The sequence below is a fragment of the Streptomyces milbemycinicus genome (assembly GCF_002154605.1).
Lineage (GTDB): Bacteria > Actinomycetota > Actinomycetes > Streptomycetales > Streptomycetaceae > Streptomyces > Streptomyces milbemycinicus.
Genome location: NZ_MUNE01001232.1, coordinates 317 through 536, shown reverse-complemented (window position 1 = coordinate 536; position 220 = coordinate 317). Strand labels below are relative to the sequence as shown.

Below are 220 nucleotides of genomic sequence, written 5' to 3'. Positions count from 1 at the left end.
CCCGCCCAGCACCACCAGCACCACCGCCACCGCCCCGCGGTCAATGAACTCCCGGGCGACGCGGGCCACCTCATCGGCCGCAAGCCCGAACTGGCCTTGCTCACCACGCCACTTCCGCCCGACTCCATGGCGATCGTGACGGTGGACGGCCCCGCCGGGGTCGGCAAGACCGCCCTCGTCGTCCGCGCGGCCCAGAGCCTGCGCGCCCACTACCCCGACG

The 220-nt window shown here is 74.5% G+C and carries 1 protein-coding gene; it reads left to right on the top strand.

Annotation, left to right across the window (positions count from 1 at the left end):
- Nucleotides 1-220, top strand: a 220-nt coding sequence (locus tag CCN51_RS52300) for an ATP-binding protein (RefSeq protein WP_143676259.1), incomplete at both ends; no start/stop codon positions are given.